18 protein-coding genes are annotated in these 16,533 nt (G+C 48.4%); 2 read left to right on the forward strand and 16 right to left on the reverse strand.

Translation table 11 applies throughout. The annotated features are described in order from the left end of the window. The 3 genes from L691_RS0111190 to L691_RS0111200 all read right to left on the reverse strand — a co-directional run. Window positions 1–1,196 (reverse strand): MFS transporter (locus tag L691_RS0111190; protein ID WP_036736650.1); only part of this gene is annotated, 1,196 nt, incomplete at its 3' end. A gap of 2 nt (window positions 1,197–1,198) precedes the next feature. Next, window positions 1,199–2,158, reverse strand: a complete 960-nt coding sequence (locus L691_RS0111195) for a sugar kinase (protein WP_025690605.1) — start codon at window positions 2,156–2,158, stop codon at window positions 1,199–1,201. Continuing rightward, window positions 2,158–3,012, reverse strand: a complete 855-nt coding sequence (locus tag L691_RS0111200; protein WP_051459351.1) for a sugar phosphate isomerase/epimerase family protein — start codon at window positions 3,010–3,012, stop codon at window positions 2,158–2,160. Before L691_RS0111200 ends, L691_RS0111195 begins: the two co-directional genes overlap by 1 nt. 365 nt (window positions 3,013–3,377) lie before the next feature. Between L691_RS0111200 and L691_RS0111205 the strand changes: the two genes are divergently transcribed. Beyond that, entirely contained in the window at window positions 3,378–3,575 is a 198-nt protein-coding gene (locus L691_RS0111205; RefSeq protein WP_025690607.1) for a helix-turn-helix transcriptional regulator, read from the forward strand. Between the two features lie 3 nt (window positions 3,576–3,578). Next, entirely contained in the window at window positions 3,579–3,998 is a 420-nt protein-coding gene (locus tag L691_RS0111210) for a hypothetical protein (RefSeq protein WP_025690608.1), read from the forward strand. A 265-nt stretch (window positions 3,999–4,263) separates the two neighbouring features. Here L691_RS0111210 and pdxR read toward each other — a convergent pair whose 3' ends face one another. From pdxR to L691_RS0111275, 13 genes are all read right to left on the reverse strand, one after another. After that, the gene (gene pdxR / locus L691_RS0111215) at window positions 4,264–5,778 is read right to left on the reverse strand and encodes a MocR-like pyridoxine biosynthesis transcription factor PdxR (protein WP_025690609.1); all 1,515 of its coding nucleotides are present in this window, start codon (window positions 5,776–5,778) and stop codon (window positions 4,264–4,266) included. Window positions 5,779–5,904: 126 nt separating this feature from the next. Then, window positions 5,905–7,128, reverse strand: coding sequence for a tryptophan synthase subunit beta (gene trpB / locus L691_RS0111220; protein WP_025690611.1), 1,224 nt, complete (start codon window positions 7,126–7,128; stop codon window positions 5,905–5,907). 14 nt (window positions 7,129–7,142) lie between these two features. Then, on the reverse strand, window positions 7,143–8,579 hold the full coding sequence (locus tag L691_RS0111225) for a UbiD family decarboxylase (RefSeq protein WP_025690612.1): 1,437 nt from the start codon (window positions 8,577–8,579) through the stop codon (window positions 7,143–7,145). Between the two features lie 7 nt (window positions 8,580–8,586). Beyond that, window positions 8,587–8,892, reverse strand: coding sequence for a chorismate mutase (locus L691_RS0111230; RefSeq protein WP_025690613.1), 306 nt, complete (start codon window positions 8,890–8,892; stop codon window positions 8,587–8,589). Window positions 8,893–8,905: 13 nt separating this feature from the next. After that, window positions 8,906–9,505: an anthranilate synthase component II gene (locus L691_RS0111235; protein ID WP_025690614.1), complete on the reverse strand. Its 600-nt coding sequence runs from the start codon at window positions 9,503–9,505 to the stop codon at window positions 8,906–8,908. Further along, window positions 9,477–10,985 carry an anthranilate synthase component I family protein gene (locus tag L691_RS0111240; protein ID WP_025690616.1) on the reverse strand — a complete coding sequence of 503 codons (1,509 nt, stop codon included), beginning with the start codon at window positions 10,983–10,985 and terminating at the stop codon, window positions 9,477–9,479. Before L691_RS0111240 ends, L691_RS0111235 begins: the two co-directional genes overlap by 29 nt. Before the next feature lie 27 nt (window positions 10,986–11,012). Further along, window positions 11,013–11,351, reverse strand: coding sequence for an AraC family ligand binding domain-containing protein (locus L691_RS0111245; RefSeq protein WP_025690617.1), 339 nt, complete (start codon window positions 11,349–11,351; stop codon window positions 11,013–11,015). A 48-nt stretch (window positions 11,352–11,399) separates the two neighbouring features. Further along, window positions 11,400–12,077: a flavodoxin family protein gene (locus L691_RS0111250; protein WP_036736656.1), complete on the reverse strand. Its 678-nt coding sequence runs from the start codon at window positions 12,075–12,077 to the stop codon at window positions 11,400–11,402. Between the two features lie 29 nt (window positions 12,078–12,106). After that, window positions 12,107–12,406, reverse strand: coding sequence for an AzlD domain-containing protein (locus L691_RS28610; protein WP_025690619.1), 300 nt, complete (start codon window positions 12,404–12,406; stop codon window positions 12,107–12,109). Continuing rightward, entirely contained in the window at window positions 12,403–13,089 is a 687-nt protein-coding gene (locus L691_RS0111260; RefSeq protein WP_025690621.1) for an AzlC family ABC transporter permease, read from the reverse strand. The genes L691_RS28610 and L691_RS0111260 overlap by 4 nt, the downstream gene beginning before the upstream one ends. 65 nt (window positions 13,090–13,154) lie before the next feature. Beyond that, on the reverse strand, window positions 13,155–13,907 hold the full coding sequence (locus L691_RS30665; protein WP_025690622.1) for a B3/B4 domain-containing protein: 753 nt from the start codon (window positions 13,905–13,907) through the stop codon (window positions 13,155–13,157). A 503-nt stretch (window positions 13,908–14,410) separates the two neighbouring features. Beyond that, window positions 14,411–15,436 carry a LacI family DNA-binding transcriptional regulator gene (locus tag L691_RS0111270; protein WP_025690623.1) on the reverse strand — a complete coding sequence of 342 codons (1,026 nt, stop codon included), beginning with the start codon at window positions 15,434–15,436 and terminating at the stop codon, window positions 14,411–14,413. A 122-nt stretch (window positions 15,437–15,558) separates the two neighbouring features. Next, window positions 15,559–16,356, reverse strand: coding sequence for a DUF6492 family protein (locus tag L691_RS0111275; protein WP_025690624.1), 798 nt, complete (start codon window positions 16,354–16,356; stop codon window positions 15,559–15,561). Window positions 16,357–16,533: the final 177 nt, after the last annotated feature.

Here is a 16,533-nt window from a genome sequence, read left to right on the forward strand (position 1 = left end):
ATGAAGATGTAGGAAGCGCCGAAGCCGCCGGTGGAGCCGTTCAGGTAGCCGACGATATACGAGCCGGCAAAAGAGCCGAGCGCGCCCATACTGTTAACCAGCGCAATCGCGCCGCCCGCCACGTTGCGGGGCAGAATTTCCGGCATGATCGCAAAGAACGGTCCGTACGGAGTGTACATGGCGCCGCCGGCGATCACGAGCAGGATAAAGGAAAGCCAAAAGTGATCCGCGCCCAGCAGGTACGAAGCGTAGAAAGCGACGGCGCCGACCATCAGGAAAGGCCAGACGAATATTTTCCGGTTAAGCGTCTTGTCGGAGAAATAGGAAGCCGTCAGCATGCCGATAACCGCCAGTACGTAAGGAACGGACGACAGCCAGCCGGTCGTTACCATGTTCATATCGGGAGCCGACTTGATAATCGAAGGCAGCCACATGACGAACCCGTACACGCCGATACTCCAGAAGAAATACTGCAGGCAGAGCTTGATTACAAGCGGGGACTTGAATGCTTCGCCGTAGTTTTTCACAGGCTTGAGCCCTTTTTGCTCTTCCTGAAGCGCACCATCCAGCGCCTTCTTGTCTTCATCGTTCAGCCATTTCGCTTCGGAAGGCTTGTCGTTGACGAGCTTCCACCAGAAGAATGCCCAGATAACGGGCGGCAGCCCTTCGATAATGAACATCCATCTCCAGCCGACAGAGGATACGAGATAACCGGATACAATCGACATCCACAGCACGGTTACCGGATTGCCGAGGATTAGGAACGTGTTGGCGCGGGAGCGCTCTTTTTTCGTAAACCAGTGGCTTAGGAAGACCAGCATCGCCGGCATAACCGCGCTCTCAACAACGCCGAGGCAGAACCGGATGACAATCAGAAAATGGACGTTATGGACAATACCGGTGGCCGCAGCCAGCAAGCCCCACAGAATGAGGGACCAGAAGACGAGCTTCTTGGCACTCTTGTTCTCAGCGTAATGCGCGCCAGGCACCTGAAAGAAGAAGTAGCCGAGGAAAAAGAGCGCGCCCAGCAGCGAAGACATCGAGGCCGTGATCTGCAAATCCTTCGCCATGCCGGCCGCCGCGCCTAAGCTGTAGTTCGCCCGGTCGAGGTAAGCCAGACTGTACGTAATAAACACGATAGGCATGAGCCGCAGCCAGCGCGCAGCAACGAAACCGCCGCTTTTGTTGTTATTCATCATTATTTCACTCCCGTAAGTTGATATTGGAGATAGGTTTCAAGCTTAAGCTTTGTCGGGTAACCGTCATGATCGCCCTCTGACTGCACGGCCAGCGCGCCAATCGCGTTCCCCCGCTGCACCGCCTGCCGTATGGTAAGCCCTTCCAGCCTACCGCTGACAAGCCCGACGGCAAAGCCGTCTCCGGCCCCCACCGTGTCCACAACCTCTTTCACCTTGAAGCCCTGTACGGTCCCTTCGTCCGTCTGTGTGCGGAAGTATGCGCCTTCCGGCCCCAGCTTGACGACAACAAGCGAGACGCCTTTGTTCAGATAAAATCCGGCGATTTCGCGCGGGTCCCTTGATCCGGTCAAAATCTCGCCCTCTTCGACTCCCGGCAGCACCCAATCTGCGCGGCAGGCCAGGTCATTGATGACCGACACCATCTCTTCACGGGAGGACCAGAGCGCAGGCCGCAAATTCGGATCGAAGGAAATGCTGCGTCCCGCCGCCTTCATCGCTTCCAGCGCCGCATAGCTGAATTCGCGGGTTTCCTTCGTCAGCGCCGGAGGGATGCCGGTCATGTGCAGATGGCGGAAGCCGGTCAAGTAGCCGGGGTCCACGTCTGCGCCCGAGAGTGTGCTTGCCGCCGAATTTTTGCGGAAATACTGCACCTGCGGATCCCCTTCCAGCACCTTCGATTTCAGCTGAAAGGCGGTCGGATTCCGGGAATCCCGCATGACACCGGAAATATCGATGTTCTCCTTTTCCAGGTACTCGCGGATATATTCCCCGAAAACGTCGTCGCCCAATCGGCTGACCCAGCCCGCCGAAAGCCCCAGCCGGGCGAAGCCGACCGCCGTATTCACCTCCGCTCCGGCCAGACGGCGGCTGAATTTGTCGATGTCCTTCAGAGCCCCGGGCTTATCGGCGACGAACATCACCATGGCTTCTCCGAAAGTAACCACATCCTTCAGGCTCATTACGCAATCCCCTTTCCGATTTCTGCGGTGATTTCTGCGATTCCTGCCCCTGTTGTCCCAGAGCCGCCTTCGCGCAGCATTCCGATATATCCTTCAAGGCACCCTTCCCCTGGAAGCCCGAACTCAATTGCGCGGGGCACATCGCTTGGCAGCAGCCGAAGCAGCTTCCGCCACAGGGCATCCTCCTCCTGCGGCAGCGGCAGCGTAACCCACATTCCGCCCGAACGGATGACGTGCTTGCAGTGAATATAGGCCACATAAGGAGCGAAGGTTTCCGCCGCCTTTAGCGGGTCCTCTCCGCTGTATAACCAGTTTCCCGTATCGAACGTCATCTTCACACCGTCAAGCCCGCAGCGCTCCACCGCCTGAAAAAACGCTTTCAAGTTCTCGGCACGGCCTCCGTAAGAAGTCTGATCGTTCTCAATTAGCAGCGTCAACGCACCTGCCGTCTCTCGGTACTGCCGAAGCAGCCGCTCAAGCTGGCCGAGCCGTTCCTGTTCAGCACCTTTCAGCTCACCCTCCGATGCAAATCCAGGAATGCCTGCATAGTACCCGAGCGATACTTTCAGCATTTCCGGCTTCAAAATCTCGGCTTCTGCAAGAATGTGCGACAGCGTCTCTTCATTAAGCCTCCCCTCCGGATTCCACAGCTCCATCGGAACAGAGTATATGCAGCGCAGACCGCTGCGCAGGACCGCCTCGCGGCACTCGGCCAGCGGAAGAGCTTCGTGCGGAAACAGCTCGCGCCGAATCTCAATGCCATCCGCTCCCCCGGATCGTATAGGCTCCGCCAAGCCGTGCTGCGTCCCGCAAGCGCTTCCAAATACGGAGGTTGGAACAAAAACTGCAATCATCGTAACGTCCCCCTTCAACCAAAATGCAGACCCTGTATATCGGATTGTGCCGCATCTGGCCCACCAGAGCCATGCCTGCGTCTGATTATCAATTCTGCTGCATCCAATCGTCGAATATTGCCGTTTGTAAATCGGTTTAGTAAACCGATTTACTGTTTATGGTCAAATTATAATTCAGCCTTGCGATCTTTGCAAGCCCTTTCTTTAAAGCGCTGTCATTTTTTTATTTTCATCAATTCACCATCTGCATGGGATCACGATTCTGTATATAGAATGCCCATAATGGAAAGTTAACTTTACATTTAGCATCTTAGATGTTATATTGGATATGTAAAGCTTACTTTCCATCGAATAGAGGTGTGATGTTGAAAAACCGTCTGGAGGAAATCCGAAAACAACACGGAATCAAGCAGGAGGAATTGGCCGAGGCTTTGGCTGTTTCCAGACAGACGATAGGGTCGCTGGAGAACGGGCGCTACAATCCCTCTATCATTTTGGCGTTCAAGATCGCCCGCTATTTCAAATTGCCGATTGAAGAGATCTTTATCTATGAGGAGGAATAACTTGTGAAAAAAGGCTCTGCTGTGCGTAATGTTATGGTACTGGCAACGGGGATTTTGCTGTTGGCTGCCGGTCTATTGGAAGTGGGTGACATGGCCAGGAACGTATCCGGTCTATGCATAGGTATAGGCTCCGGGCTAATCGGCATGAGCATTGCCAACCTAATCATGATCCGCTATTATGCCAAGCATCCGACTTTCAAAAGACAGCATGAAATTGAAGCGGGGGATGAACGAGGCATCGCCATCAACAACCTGTCGAAAGCCAAAGCTTTTGATACTACGGTAAGAATTATGATGGTAATTCCCTTTGTGCTCTTCTTTATGGATTTGCCTGTATGGACCACGTTTGCCGTGATTGCGTTCTATATGTTCTCTATCGGCCTCCGTTATTATTACATTGTGAAATACAGCAAGGTCATGTAAAGCTGCCGGGCACAGAAGCTTTCTCATATCTTAAAATAGCCCCACCAACGTGGGGCCTTGGCTACGAAGCATGCCCGGACTTTGTATCCGAAAAGCTTAGGCCATAAGCGGTCACCTGCTGCTGAGGCATCACCGGAGCTTCAAGCCATCGCCTCGCCGGATGAGCGTTAATGAGCGGGAATTCTCCCCTTAATTAAAGGAGGGTTTCCAGTCATGGGAGGACTGTTTAATCTTATTTAAAAGTCATTCTGTTTCTTCTTTCGAGCTATACGCGTTTTTCCCGGGTTACTTCAGCTTCTGCACGCGCCATCTGCCGAATGCCCTTCCGAATTTGTGTCTCGGACAGATTTGAGTAACCGAGCAGAAATGTAGCTCGATTTGGCTTATGATCAGAAAAGTATTGGGATGCGGGATAGATCTTGGTACCATACTGAATCGCTATTCCAGCGATGGTTTCCTCATCCGCTGCAGTGTCCAGTTGAATTAACAGATGAAGTCCCGCCTCGTCACCAAAATAACACACTCGCTTTCCAAACTCTTCATTCAGCGCACTTACCAGACAGGCCCTTCTTACAGAATACAATTTGCCCATTTGATTAACATGCTTGGCATATTGCCCGGAACGGATGAACTCGGCCAATGCCTCCTGTTCCAGGGTAGGGGACATCCGATCCGTAATCCATTTTACTGCCAGAAACGGCTTAACCAAGGATAAAGGCAGAATAGCATATCCGATCCGCAAGGCGGGGAACAAAACTTTGCTGAAGCTTCCTACATAAACAACAATACCTCCTGAATCCAGTCCTGCAAGTGCAGACATCTTCTGACCCACATACCGGTACTCGCTATCATAATCGTCCTCGATAACGAGCGCTCCGTTATTTCTGGCCCAGTTTAACACCTCGATTCTTCGGTTCAATGAAAGGGTTACTCCCATAGGAAACTGATGGGAAGGAGTTACGTAAAGGAGCTTTGTCTTCCCCGCAGAATTTTTACGGTGTCTGGCGATGCTTTGTTCAATTCGATCTACACACAATCCTTCTTGGTCAACAGGTACGGGAATCACCGTTCCGCCCGAGAAGCTAAATATTTCGCGCAGTACGGTATGGGCTGGATCTTCAACGACTACTTGCTCACCCTCCTGCAGACATAACCTGGACAAAATATCCAGTGTCTGCGTTGCGCCTGCGGTAATCACTATTTGTTCAGGTACAGCCGGAATGCAGCGGGTTGAACGGACGAGGCGCGCTATTTCTTCACGTAAAGCAAGGGATCCTTCCGCCGGACCATAGGTAAGAGTCTCGGGAGTGGCCTTGCGGCATGAATGCATCAAAGCCTTTTGCCATTTATCCATAGGAAAAGCATCCCAAGCAGGCACCCCATGACGAAAATCATAAGGAACGGTATTTGTTATTTCCACAAGACCGGACGCTGACGGGTTACCGATAGATAAAACACTGGGTGCTCTGGTGAATACAGCCGCATGCTTATCCGTATCTATGATATCCTCATCCGTGTTGATTCCGGCGGCAAGATCAGCAATGAAGGTTCCTGCCCCTCTTCTCATTTCCACGTATCCTTCAGCTTGAAGCTGTTCATAAGCTTCGAGAACAACTGTCCTCGATACCTGAAGCTGCTCGGCCAACAGCCTCGTTGGCGGGATGGATTCTCCCCTTCGCAAAAAGCCCCTGATTATGTAATTTTGAATCTGTTCACTGATTTGCCGGCTTAATGGAGAAGGAAGCGATTTGTCTATGCTAATTAGTAATTCCTGTGACAATACCATCACCTCTTTCCAAATATACTTAACTATAATCAGTTATTATGAAACGCATAAAAAGCCTCCGGTAATTTCCAAAGTACCGGAGGCTTGCAAAATTATCAATGAAATTTTACTCATTACACCTTATTTTCCAATTTCACTCATTGATTTGAACTCATTCATCTGCATCATTTCAAACACTTGAGTGACATCTTTGTCTCCACGACCGGACAGATTCACAATCATAATCTGATCCTTACTCATTGTCGGTGCAAGTTTCATCGCATAGGCAACGGCATGGGAACTTTCCAAAGCAGGAATAATCCCTTCCAGTTTGGATAAAGTCAAAAAAGCATTAAGTGCTTCTTCATCGTTGACGGAAACGTATTCCGCTCGTCCAATTTGTTTGTAATAACTATGTTCCGGACCTACACCTGGATAGTCCAGTCCCGCTGCAATGGAGTGGCATTGTTCAGCTTTATCCATAACGTAACATTTAAATCCATGAATAATATCAGGTTTTCCGGTACTGAGAGGCGCCGCATGAAATCCGGTTTCAATTCCCTTTCCAGCAGGCTCAACGCCAACCATTTTAACTTCAAGATCATCGACAAAAGGATAGAACAGACCGACTGCGTTAGAGCCCCCGCCCACACAGGCGGTAATTACATCTGGAAGCCTCCCCTCTTTGTTTAGAATCTGTGTTTTGGCTTCACGACCAATTATAGATTGGAAATGGCGAACCATTAGCGGAAAAGGATGAGGTCCTACACAAGAACCAAGAAGATAGAAAGTATTATCATAATTTTCTGCAAAATCCGCCAAAGCTTCATCAACAGCTTCTTTTAAGGTTCTATTTCCCGATTTGGCGGCAACCACTTCCGCCCCCAATATTTGCATACGAAATACATTTAAAGCTTGACGCTGTATATCTACCTCGCCCATATAAATTGTACAAGGGATGTTAAAAAGCGCACATACGGTTGCCGTAGCGACACCATGCTGCCCAGCACCGGTTTCAGCGATAATTCTCTTTGCATTCATACGTTTAGCAAGAAGGACTTGTCCGATTGTGTTATTGATTTTGTGTGCTCCCGTATGATTTAAATCCTCCCGTTTGAGGTATATTTTTGCTCCGCCAAGTTTATTTGTCAGCCGTTCAGCAAAGTAAAGTGGGTTGGGACGCCCTACATACTCTTTTAGATAATACTGAAGTTCCATCTCAAATGCTTGATCATCCTTATACTTTTCAAAAGCTTCATTTAATTTTTCCAGTGCCCGTCCAAGTTGTTCTGGGACATAACTGCCGCCAAACTCATGAGATCCTTCTCCAAAAACCCCATCTTTGGTTACTTGTAGTATGCTCATATTAAACTCCTTTGTTATTTTGTCATATAAAAAGAGGTTCGTATGAAACGGTTTCGCATGTTATAGGGAACTGTGCAATCAAAAACAACTTTGGATGTCATTCCCGGTATTGTTATGGAGGGCGACATACCGGGACTCTGGGATGGGTCAAATTGAAATCCCGGAAGATTTGTGAACGCTATAATATCCGCGTCCGCTTGGAAGCGTGTAGCCATAGCCCACCAGACATCCTCCTCACTGAAAAGGTCAATATCTTCGTCTACTAGTACGGCTTGCTTAATCATCCTGAACTTATGAATGATAGCTATCCCCGCTTGTCTGACCGCATCATCATCCTCGGCGGTGAGCTTTTCAAATTGGGCAAACAGCAGCAGCTGCCCGCCACCGGCAGAGCTGCAATATACGTTAATGATCCTGGTTGTTGTTAGATTCCTAACGAAATGAACGACTGAAGCCTCCATCCCAATTGCCAAAAGATTGGATTGTTCGTAACCTGGTCCGATTACGGTTTGAAAGATAGCGTCTCTTTTTATATTTATCGAAGAAATTTTTACAATCGGTAAATGAGGATGTGCTTTACCGTTATAACCCAGAAACTCCGGCATTGAATGGTCTCCCGTGCTTCCTTCCCGGGAATACTCATGTGTGATTTCCCCTTCCAATACATACTCCGCATTAGATATACATTCCGCGTTATTGGAAAGACAAGAGGAAATATGAACCGGATGTCCGCGCAGTCCTCCGGCAATGGAAAGTTCGTTAAATCCATACGGAGCAAGTGATCCTGTACAGCACGAGGCAAAATAAACAGCAGGATCCAATCCTATATTAATGGAAATAGGGAGGGAAACTCCCATCTCCTTCGCTATAAGGTATAACTGCTCCAAATGACGACCGGGAACCATCCAAATGGTGAGCTCATTTTTGCTTTTCACCCACAAACGATGAATGGATATGTTGATCTCATTCGTTAACGGATGCTTAGCCACCACTAATCCGAGCGTTATATAGGATCCCGCATCGTTAGGGGTCATAGTAGGAATGGGCAGGTTCAGAAGATCAACCTCCGATTGGATGTCATATTCGCATGGAGGATTCTCGCAACGCAGAGGTTCTATAGGGTGCTGAACCGCTTCAAGTATTAAATCGTATATATGGCGTTCATTAGCCCCCAAGAGTAAAGCACATCTCCTGCGTGTTCCAAATAAACCAGCCAGTACCGGTTTGTTGGCAGGCATAACCTGTTCAAACAGAATTGGCGAACCTTTTTGGGTAGGGGGGACCACAGGAACGCCGCCTCCATGGGCTGCGTAAATTGCCGCAAGCTCATATTTCGCCTGTGTGGGCCGGTTAATATATTGCAATTCTTCACCGTTCAGTTCCATCAGTGCAAGAGCGGATCGTAAATCATGTATTATGGGACTGCCCAAAGATCCGGCTGCTAATTCCATAGACACCTCAAACTTCAGTTGTTTTGGATAGTTTGTCACTTCTAAAGTATTTTAACTGCATGTCGGTTAAAACTTTAATCAGCGTTTGATAGGTGGGCACAGCGATTTCCGGTTCCAGTCCGTTCTCCTCGGCAAGCTTGCTCACCTTATCAAGAACCTGCTGAACGCGATCACAGGAACGTATCGATTCTTCGTCAGTTTTTAAGACCATTAGTTTTTTTACAACCCGAGTTCGAGCTGAAATAAGGGCGATAATCTCACGATCAATCCGATCAATTTCATTTCTATGTGCATTAAGTTGTACTTGAGTCATTATGATTTCCTCCCTAGATCAATTGAGTTTCCAGTGACGATTTTACGTATTTTCGAATAAAATTCTGGAACAAAACGAGCCCGTGCTCAGTGTACACACTTTCCGGATGAAATTGAATAGATTCAATGGGGTATACCTTATGTCTTAATCCCATAACATATCCGTCATCTTCTGATTGTGCCGTGATTTCAAGACAATCTGGTAGACCTTCTTTACTTACGAGTAAAGAGTGGTATCTTGTCGCCCGGAAAGGACTTTCCACGTCAGAAAAACATCCCTTTCCATCATGATAAATTCGGCTTGTTTTACCGTGCATCAAATGTTTGGCCCGTACAATCTCGCCACCGAAAGCAAGACCGATCGCTTGATGACCCAAACATACTCCAAGTGTTGGGATACGAGCGCTATACTGATGTATCAACTCCACATAACGGGCTTCGGCAGGATGCCCCGGACCCGGACCCAGTACTATAAAATCCGGCGCAATAAATTCTATCTGCGATAGATCCAATTGATCATTTCGCACTACATCCACTTGAACCCCGGCTTCCATTAGATATTGACAGATGATATATACGAAACTGTCATATGCATCTATAACTATCGCCCTCATTCAGTACCTCCTTTCCCGTCACCGCCCAGAATAGCGCACCCATTTTATGAAAGGTTTCTTTCCATTCATTCTCCGGCTTTGAATCGGCAACGACTCCAGCTGATGCGCGTATTGCATACAGATCGGGTTCCTGATAAACAGCGGTCCGGATACAAAGAGCCATATTGACAAAACCGTTGAAATCAATAAACCCCAGGGCACCGGCGTAAGGACCGCGGCGCGTCGTCTCCAACTCTTCAATTATTTCCATTGCCCTGACTTTTGGAGCCCCTGTCATTGTACCTGCAGGAAAGGTTGCCCCGATAATGTCATACATGTCCTTGTCGGCTCGTTGTTCCCCTCTTACACTGGAGACGAGATGGTTCACATGCGAATATTGCTCAACAGCTATTAATTCTTCCACTTCAAGCGATTTGCTGCTACATATTCGACCAATATCATTGCGGCACAAATCCACCAGCATAATATGCTCGGCTAATTCCTTCTCATCCATTTTTAATTGTCTAATGAGTTCCTCATCTTCATCAAGAGTGAAGCCCCGCCGACAAGTGCCGGCAATAGGCCGCATCGTAATTGTTCTATCCTGAATTTTCACGTACATTTCCGGACTCGCGCCGACAAGCGTAATTTCTCCAAAAGGTGCCAAATACATATAGGGTGATGGATTTCGAGATCGTAATCGCCGGTATACTATCAAAGGGTCAATGGTGCTTTTAATGTTAATTTGATTTCCTAACTGCACCTGATAAATATCACCGATAGCTATATAGTCAAGAGCCTTTCTAACACTTTCTTCATAACGGTCTTTATTGACCGTAAAATCTATAGAAACCGAATCCGTAATGTCATCCAAATCTGCCGTATTAATTGGAATGGGTCTATTTAACAGATTGATAATATCTTCACAATGAATATTGTCCCATGTGCAAGGAGATTGATTGATAATAAGCCGCGCTGTGTTTTCGACCAAATTAAATTCGATAAGTCCTTGGTAAATGGACATGACAACATCCGGAATGCTTTCATTAACCGGGATTTCAAAGGGCAAGTCCTCAATAGACCAGGCAGTATCATACCCCAAATAACCAAAGTAGCCAAAGTAAAAAGCCTGGCCCGGGTCAGGAACCGTAACAGAAAATTGGGATTGAACAAACCGAAAAAAATCCCACAATTTTTTGCGGCTTTTTAAATGCATCCCATCAATTTCTGAAATCAACAGTCCGGCTTGCAGCGCTTCATGAACTACCCTTTCCACAATAGGATGGACACCATCCAGTTTAATTTTTGAACCAAGAGTTGTAATGGCAAGTATGGGTTTAAACCCCAACAACGTACTTTGTGCATCCTTGGCGGGACCAGATAGCGATTCAAGCAGATAAACCTCACGCGATCCAAAATATTCTCTTAGTCCCAGATAAGCCTCAAACGGCTCCAGAAAAGCAATGTCATGGATTTCCGTGTTCACTTGAATGGAATTCAAGGTAGACTCACTCTCCGATTTGTAATTTTAGTCGATTTCATCAATGACAAACACCAATGTAGGACTTCCGTCCATTCCTTGTGACCGATGAGGATCTCCATCAGGAATAACAAATCCCATGCCCGGACTACAGGCTACCTTTCTATCCTGGTAATGAATAGTAAATTCACCCTGCAATACATAGCCTATGTGACCTTTGAGACACCAGTGCTCCTCATTAAAGCCGGGGGGAAGCTCCAATAGGCGGAGTCTCTTGTTGCCAACAATGCTCATTTTCACTCGACCAACTGCTCCTGGCTTTTCCCAGGTACTCCATTCCATATTCGGAAAATTCACAGCACCAAGTTCGATCAACTCTTTATCCATTTGTATCAATCCTCCATTTTTTGTGGGTTTTTATCCTGTACTTTGCTTTCAATGTTTTTTTAGTGGCTGGAGCAAGTCTTCACCTATCATTCGTTCGTTGCCTTCATTAAATGTTAAGTATGATTGATTGGTTAATAGTGAATAATGTTTAATTGTTTTGACCATATCAATCATACGGTTAACCATACGTCGAACTGAATCCAATCCCTCGATATCCCCTAGTACTTCACTGGGTTTCCCCCCTTGAAGGAGTGCTGGAAATCCACTGCCTACAATAATCATCCGATTTAATAGCAGGTTATTCACGATCTGCGAATATACATGGTTATGGTTATAACGACGACCGGTAACAATGACTCCTCCGACTTTATTGGTAAGAGGTCTTTCAAATCGAAGATAGCAAACTCCCGACCGCTCAATAAAAATTTGCATCAAATGGCCCATTCCAAAGCCTTGAACCGGTACAGCGTAGATAATTCCATCTGCTTTACGCATCATATCCGTGATATATGGCATGTCATCTTTAAGCTCACATGGCGTTTCACGATCATTGCAATCCACACAAGTACCACTTACGGAAAAATGATAATCCCGCAGATTCACGATGGATAGATGAGCACCTCTTTCAGAAGAGATCTCACGTGTATACTGTAAAATTTGATCAGTATTTCCACCAGCACGGGTGGACCCGCAAATAGCCAATAATTCTACCGGAACGGAAATCATATTCACTGTATCTCTCCTTCACCAGAAACTTATATCACCTTTACTAGAAGGGCGGCCAGGGTCGATGCAACAATTACCAGAAACAAAGGAACTTTGCGGATGCAAACCAATAGAACGGCGGTTAATCCGGCTGCAATTCCAACCCAGGGCGTTTCTGCATCAACTTGAAAAATGCCGGGGATCGTTAGTGAAGAAAGAACAGCCAATGGAAGATTGTCCAGGAAACCGCTACTCTTTCCTTCTATCGGCACTTTTTTTGCGAGAAGCAGCGGCGTAAACCGAAGCAGGAATGTAACTATCCCCATAGCGGCAATAAGAAGAATGGTCAAGCCGCTTCCCTCCCATTTGTCTTTTTCAAGGATGTTCTTCCCCCTGCCCAAGCACCGATCATCATGGAGACGAGCACGGTGGACGCACCCAGATAGGGCTCCAACAGCCAGGATGAGGCCGCTGCCGAAATACAGATTACGATGCTTCGCTTACTTCCTCGCAATTGAGGAACAATCAGAGCGATCAATAAGGCGTACAGAGAAGTATTAAGCGCCGGAAGAATGTGTTCAGGTATATATTGCGCAAGTATTATTCCGGTCCATGTGGATAACAAGGTTACCGCATAAGGAGGAAGCTCCAGCCCCAGCAAATAAGCTGTCGAAAGTTTCTCTTTGCGTTCCCCGTTCCTGCGGGAAATCATGCTTATTGCATACACCTCTTCCGTTAAGCCAAACCCGACCATTGCTTTGGACCATAATCCGGATTGCCGGTTGATTCTTTGCGAGAAAGAAGTGCTGATAAAACCATACCTTAAGTTAATAATAAGGGTGAGCAACAGGATAATAGGGGCCAGTGTGCCTGCAGCCAATAATTTGGCGCCGATAAACTGACTTGCACCTGCGTAAACCAAGGCTGATAGAAGGAAAACCTCCCAATTGCCCAAAGATAGTGATTTGCCGACGAGTCCGAACGTGATGCAAGCAGGAACGTAGCCCATAACGATAGGAACGGAATCAAGCATACCCCTCCTGAAAAGGCTCATTCTCCGCGAGTAATCCGTCACAATTTATAAAAACCTCCCTGTCGCTACATTTGAAATTCGTATACACGAGAATTTCCGTGAATAAATGCCTTGTCACAAGTCCCCTCTTCAGTAAATGGCCCAAGCAGTTCAAGAAGAAGAAATGTAGTGGCTTCCACAAGGATCTTGGCTTCCTCATGGACAGCCTCTACTGTAAAGAGCATTCGTTTAGATTTTGCAGTTGTTTTCACTACATCGCTTTGACGCCAGTTCCACCTCCGAGAGTGGGCTCGTCCAAGCTGATCAGCGTAAATGATCTCACCCGGGGCAGGAAATTCCCTCTCTTCCGGTTTACCAATTGGCAGGTAGGGCTCATTTCCTTCAGCATGCCGAATAACCAATCCTTGAACGTCAGCAATATCACATGACGCTATAGGCATTCTGGATTTGAGGGAGATAGCGTTACAAAGATTTACCAACGTATGGATACGAGGCAGGCTCCCGTGTTCAATCACCCGCTTGATCAATGATTCGGCCGCACAAGGATATCTTGAAGGTTTTGCTCCGAATTGGCTGTAGACTTTACGCCAAGCCGCAATTGTTGGAATTTCGCTAACGGACTCCTTCTGTAATCCGGAGTTTGTAATTTCCTGCTCCATGTGCATAAGAAGGGCATTAACTTCAGCATCCTTGTCCAGATTCTTCACTTGCGGAACGGCAATTAACCCCACATGCAAGTTCGGTGCCACTTTGAAGACTTCTTCGGCAAACTCGACCCTGAACTTTTTAGAGAGCGGCTTTTGACTCTGATCTTTCATGCATTTCCTCCTAACTTCGGTTCTTGTGGAAAATAATACCTCTTATGCACTTGATAGAAAATAACCAATTATGTATTAAAATCCAATACCAATTTAGAATCGAAATAAGAAACACTTTCCATATTGATTCGATCCTCCACGTCTCCCTGCAATCGGTTCTCCCCCTGTTTGCTGTCTCTCTATGCAACCTTACTCCACGGAACCGAATATTCTTTTTGTCGTCGTAAATTCGATTATATCGGGCATTTGCTTAGTCAGCTTTTCCCTTTCAAGCACCCCGTTTCGTCTACGGCATACGTAATCACCAAGAACGTTCCGAATCAAATAGCCAGGAGCGGCCCGGAACTATCTCCGCTATAATGAAGAACACCTCCGCCGAATCATTCCATACGATTCACGAAGGTGTTTCTTGGGATAATGGGATTTTTCCATATCGTTTGCGGTCAGCGAGACGCTCTGATGAGTAGCCTCCGGCTTACTGTAAGGATGGCAAATGTTCACGTTCACGGTGAATCCGCGCCACCCCGCCTTAAATCCGAAGACTGCCGCACTACCAGCTCGCATTTAAAGACAAGCTCCTCCGGCTCCAGTTCCTCCTCCGAGCGGATGCGGCTGATGATCCGCTCGGCCGCCTTTCTTCCCATTTCCAGCGAAGGCTGGTTAATGGTAGTGAGCGTCGGCGTCAGCAGGTGGGCAAACGGAATGTTGTCGAAGGCGACCAGCGCCAGATCCTCCGGCACCCGGAGATTTCGCTCCTTCACGAAAGCGAGCGCCTCCAGCAGCACGAGGTCATTGCCCGCGATCAGCGCCGTCGGCGGCTCCGGGCCGTCAAACAGCTTGCCGAATCTTCCCCGCAGGGCGGATATTTCCGCATTGATGATGCTTTGGCTGCCGCACATGAGCCCGAACTCGTCCATCGCCTTCCGAAAGCCTTCCGTCCGCTCAAGCCGGGTGCTGATCGTCAGCGGCGCCGTAGCGAGCGCAATTCTCCGGTGTCCACGCTCCTTCAGATGCGACACCGCTTCATAGACCGACTCACGGTTGTTGACGACAATGGTGTCGGCCTTGACGCTCTCCACCCGGCGGTCCATGAACAGAATAGGATACCCGTGCCTGGCAAGCTTTTTATAGAGGGAACCATTCTTCCCCGTAGGAAGCAGAATCATGCCGTCCACCTGCTTGGCCTGCAGCATTTCAGCATACTTCTTCTCCTTCTCCCCGTCCTCGTCACTGTTGCACAGAATAACGTTGATGTCCTGCTCCTGGCAGTAATCCTCGATGCCCCGGCAAATTTCGGTGGAGAGCCTGTGCATAATATTAGCCACAATAACGCCGACTGTTGAAGTCCGCTTCTGCTTCAGCCCTCTCGCGAGCACATTCGGCTGGTAATCCAGCGCTTCAATGGCCTCTGCGATCTTGGCGCGAGTCTCAACCCCCATATGCTGATACCGTTTGTTCAAATATTGGGATACCGTGCTTTTGGATACACCGGCCCTTGCCGCCACGTCCCCAATTGTTGCTCTGACCAATGTTCTCTACTCCCATCGTTTACGCGTATATCCACTAAATATAATGCGGTTTGCGGCGCTTGTCTAATCGCATGAGGGCACCGCAGACCGGGAGGGAGAGGAAGAACATTTCAAGGGGCGAATCATTTCGACTTCCGACTGTAACCTTTCCGCTTGTGAAAAGAAAGTGACCGACAGGTACGGGCGTACTTTGCGATCACGGTTCCGGAGATTTGCGAGCCGCTCATGCTTAGGCTTTTGTTACGGGCTTTCTTTAGAATCATCCCTCCGGGGTCCTTGGCATACAGGTAGTTACCGTAGGTTTCGAACTCGGAGAACCCAAACTGCCGGGAGCGGTTGATGCTGCGCAGGATGGAGGAATACCATGAAGTCCCGTGTCTGGCCTCGATCTCCCGTTTCATCCGGGCAAGCCGGCTGCGCTCAAACAGCATGTAATGGGTTACAAAAGAGGAAGGGCGAACTGCCTTTTTGCCCATCAGCTTTCGGTAGGTCACAAAATATTCCGGCTGACTCCAGTTCCGGCAGTAGAATACCGTCTTGCCGCTCAAGCGGAACCGGTGCGGCGCGATCAAGACCGTATCAGCGTCAATGACCAAAAAATAATCTGCCGTGCACAGCTTGTCGCCGCCCAGCTTCAGCAGCTGCTGGAACAACCAGCCCGAGCGCTCCCAGGTGCGTGAACGGTAGTGAATATCCTTCTTGGTGATGGGCAGCACCGTATTTTCATCGACAAAAGTGCAGCCTTTCCTGCGGCAAAAATCGCGGATGCGCGGCTTGCGGGGAGCAACGATCATAATGCTGCGGATCGGATGCCTGACATGCTTCCTTACAGCGTCAACCACATGCGGCAGAGTGGCCAGATCCTTCTCAATCGCCGGAATTAGCACATCTATGGCAGGTCCTTCGAGGGCTTGGGACATACGCTCATCTCCAGTCGTCTATTTACTCTAGCGTATGAACAATGGCGATGAAGGGTATGGGCGGTAAAGCGGCTGTCAACCGCTTTACCAGAGCAGCAGACCCATCGTAAGCGTCAGCAGACCGACTGCGGCGGCAAAAAGACTCACCAGCGGCAGAGCAGCGGTTCTTGCAAGCCG

This window comes from Paenibacillus zanthoxyli JH29 (genome assembly GCF_000520715.1).
In the GTDB taxonomy this organism is placed as follows: domain Bacteria; phylum Bacillota; class Bacilli; order Paenibacillales; family Paenibacillaceae; genus Paenibacillus_AQ; species Paenibacillus_AQ zanthoxyli.